Origin of the sequence: Lichenihabitans sp. Uapishka_5 (genome assembly GCF_033947565.1) — a bacterium.
Lineage (GTDB): Bacteria > Pseudomonadota > Alphaproteobacteria > Rhizobiales > Beijerinckiaceae > Lichenihabitans.
Genome location: NZ_JARPVX010000159.1, coordinates 1 through 3388 on the forward strand (window position 1 = coordinate 1; position 3388 = coordinate 3388).

Sequence of the window (3388 nt, forward strand, 5' to 3'; positions counted from 1 at the left end):
TGCCGTTCCGTCGCATCCGCGACCACGGCATCCCGGTCTGCCTCGGCACCGACGAAGCCATTGCGGACGACAGCATCAATATGTGGGGCGTGGCCAAGATGGCCGGTCTGATCCACAACATCTCCGGGCCGGACCCCGACCTTTGGCCGACCGCCACCGAAGTGCTGGAATGCCTGACGGAGGGCGGCGCACGAGCCATGCGCCTCGGCCGGGACGCCGGCGCCGTCGCGGTCGGCCGCCTCGCCGATCTCGCGTTGGTTGACCTCGATACGCTGCCCTTCACGCCGCTAAACGACCTGCACCGGCAACTCGTTTCTTGCGAGAACGGCGGCTCGGTGCGCCTGACGGTCGTGGCCGGACAGGTGGTTTACGACGGCACACGCGTCGCCATGTTCGACGAGGTCGATCTGCTGGCCGAAGCGCGCGACCTCTTCCGCGCCCGGCAGCCGGCGCTCGAGGCCGCCCGCCGCGCGGCCGATCGCTGGCTCTCGGCCTATCGGGCCATGGTGGGCCGGGCTGCTACGCGCGATGTCGGCTCTAATCGCTGGGTCGGCGATACGGCTTCAGGGGGAGGACGGGCATGACGCTGCTGAGCCACAGACGGTATGACTACCAGCCGATTACACGCCGCCCGGACTTTACTTGGCCGAACGGCGCTCGCCTCGCGGTCTATGTCGCGCTCGGCGTCGAGGACTACCATTTTAGCGAAGGGTTGACCGAGAACCTGCTCGCGGGGGCCTCAAAGCCCGATTTCGTCAACACCTCCTGGCGCGACTACGGCAACCGCGTCGGCGGCTTCCGGCTCATCGACCGGCTCGCCTCGTTCGGCATCACGCCCGCCATCCTGCTTAACACCGCAGTCTAATACCAACGTGCGCTGATCAGAATGCATGCGCCCAGTCGCGTAGTCCGATGGACATGATGATCCATGGCTGCTCGACGAGCTTGTTCCAGGCCTCGCAGCAGCGGCCGACGATGTCGTTGTAGTCGGCGAAGATGCGGTTCGACAGCCAGGTGTCGCGCATGAACTGCCAGACGTTTTCCTGCGGATTGAGTTCGGGGGCACGGGGTGGAAGGAACAGGAGCGTGATGTTGTCGGGCACGGTGAGCGGAGCCGGCTTGAGGCTCCAGCAGGCGTAGCCTGTTGGAGAAGCCGGTGGAGAGTTGGGGGTCGCGTGCCATCCGGCTTGGTCGAGGATAAGGACCGCGTGGGCGCCCGGATCGACGGTGGCCGAGATCTCCGTCAGGTGACGGTTCATCGCGCCGGTGTCGCAATAGGGCATGACGAGGCCGGCCCCTTTGCCCTTCTTCGGGCAGATGGCCCCGAAGATGTAGGTCCACATGGTGCGCTGATCCTGCGGCGCCGACGGCCGGGTTCCTCGCTTGCCCTCCGCTGGCCACCCCGTCGAGCTGCGCTCGCCGTGGCCCCTGGCCAGCTCCGCCCATCGTCGCGTGATCTTGTTCTTCTGCCCTCTGCGAGCTTCGTCCTGGAACCAGACCTCGATCTCGGTCCCGCGCGGGAGGCGGGCCTGGATAGCCGCCAGCTCGGCTGGGAAGTCTTTTCAAAAGCGTCTACCTTGAGTTCGTTCTGCGCATGATGGCGCGGGCGGGCCGACAGCTTGGCGAAGCCGAGCGCCTTCAACTCGCGTCCCACCGTCGTCTCGTCGAGCGAGATGCCGAATTCCTCGAAGATCCAGTGTGCGAGATCCTTGCGCCGCCAGCGCACCACCCCGTGGATCGCCGGGATCGGGCCGCTCTCCACCATCCGAGCCAGGGCTTGGCGCTGCTCGTCGCCGAGCTTCGGCCGACTACCCGGCGATCGCCCGGTCAAAAGCCCATTCGGCCCTTGCGCGTTGAACCGCACCACCCAGTCGCGCACGATCTGAAGCGTGACGCTGCCGATTGTGGCCGCCTCGGTGCGCGAGCCGCCGTCGTAGATCCGCGCCAGAGCCAGGAACCGGCGCGCCTGATCCGCGTCCTTCGTGACGCGCGCCATGCGGCGAAGCGCCGTGCTGTCGAAATCAGAGCGAAGGGGAATGGGCGTCGCCATGGCAATCTCCGTTGCCATGATGATTCAGACTTCAGGCTGCCTGAAAACCCCTACGAGTCACGCTCGTCACTCGCTGGTATTACAACCCTGACGCGAGCGCTCGAATACATCGCGGCTCGACGCGAAAATGTATGGCTGACCACGCCGCAGCGAATCGCTGATGCATATGGCAACATGGATCTTTGAGCGTAGGCGGCTTTGGTGTGCTTCTACGATCCCGGAGCCGAGCACCTGCTTACCGGCACGCCTGACCTCCATCGGGCAGTCCGCCGTGGCGAGCGCACCGTCGAACACGCGACACATAGAGCATGAAGCCACCACAACGGCAAAAGTGGATGTGATCGCATCTGGTCGGGGCGACGATGATCGACGGCAGAAGGCTTTCCAGAGACGTTGGCCAACATAGGCAAACCGTAATCCACATAGTGGCGAGCCGGCATCTGCCTGGCACGATTGAAAATGTTCAATCGGGAGGACGGGCCATGGGCGTGTCTTGCGGTTGAAAGACACACGTCCGTTTTCTGAGTGAGATTGCTCCGGAGCAGCATTTCGGTTTCGGTCGACTCCGGTCGTTCAACGCGGCTCTAGATTGAGCTCGCCACTGGGCGAGCGTCAGGTTGCGGCTTCGTCAGTGTTCGACGAGGCTGCGTTGGGCGACACATGGCATAGATTGGCATGACCTGGATCGATCATCCTGAGCCTCAGCGATGCGGTTTGCCTCTTGGCACCGCCAAGACGATGCATTCGTGGAGCGACGCCGGAGGCTTTGAGCGCGGACTGCAGCTTGGATGTAGGCATTCAGGCGCTGCCCCCAACCGAAACGGGAACATTTTCCGGCATCTGGCACGAAGCATGTACGGCTTAGAAACATACACAGAACACCCTGCGCAGGATCGCTGAACAAAGTTGGAACATGCCTTCCTGAATTTATTCTACAACCTGTATTGAATGCCATTTAAATTAATGCATACTCATAGTTGACTTTAGGGAAGATACAACCAGGAGAGCACAATGCATTGGGTTGTCGCTGGATCTCAGGTCGTCATCGGTATCGCCTATATCTTGGAAGCTTATCAAAACTGTTTTGGATGATCCGTACGGTTCGGCTCGGGAACAAGGATCCGGAACGTGCTCGAGTTTACGCAAGAGAGCGGATCATCTTGTTGTAACGACACAGACTCTTGTTCCTGAATATTCAAAGATATCGCAGCTGCGCTTTACCGGCGCATCCGCTCGGATCATCCGGATGGTTTCGTCTTGGCGCGGCGCAAGGCTTCGGCCAGTGCGCCCCCGGCGTGGGCCGGGGCTGGCGTCGAGGGCGGGCGCGGGGGCTCGGCG

Annotated in this window: 3 protein-coding genes; 2 read left to right on the top strand and 1 reads right to left on the bottom strand. The window is 62.6% G+C overall.

Annotation, left to right across the window (positions count from 1 at the left end; genetic code table 11):
- The coding region (locus P7D22_RS22670; RefSeq protein WP_319936515.1) for an amidohydrolase family protein at window positions 1–584 on the top strand (584 nt) is incomplete at its 5' end.
- Window positions 581–865 carry a hypothetical protein gene (locus P7D22_RS22675; RefSeq protein WP_319936516.1) on the top strand — a complete coding sequence of 95 codons (285 nt, stop codon included), beginning with the start codon at window positions 581–583 and terminating at the stop codon, window positions 863–865. The genes P7D22_RS22670 and P7D22_RS22675, both read left to right, overlap by 4 nt.
- 16 nt (window positions 866–881) lie before the next feature.
- Here P7D22_RS22675 and P7D22_RS22680 read toward each other — a convergent pair.
- A protein-coding gene (locus P7D22_RS22680; RefSeq protein ID WP_319936517.1) for an IS630 family transposase occupies window positions 882–2050 on the bottom strand; the annotation gives its coding sequence in 2 pieces (ribosomal slippage) (window positions 882–1558 and window positions 1558–2050; 1170 coding nt in all).
- Between the last annotated feature and the right edge of the window lie 1338 nt (window positions 2051–3388).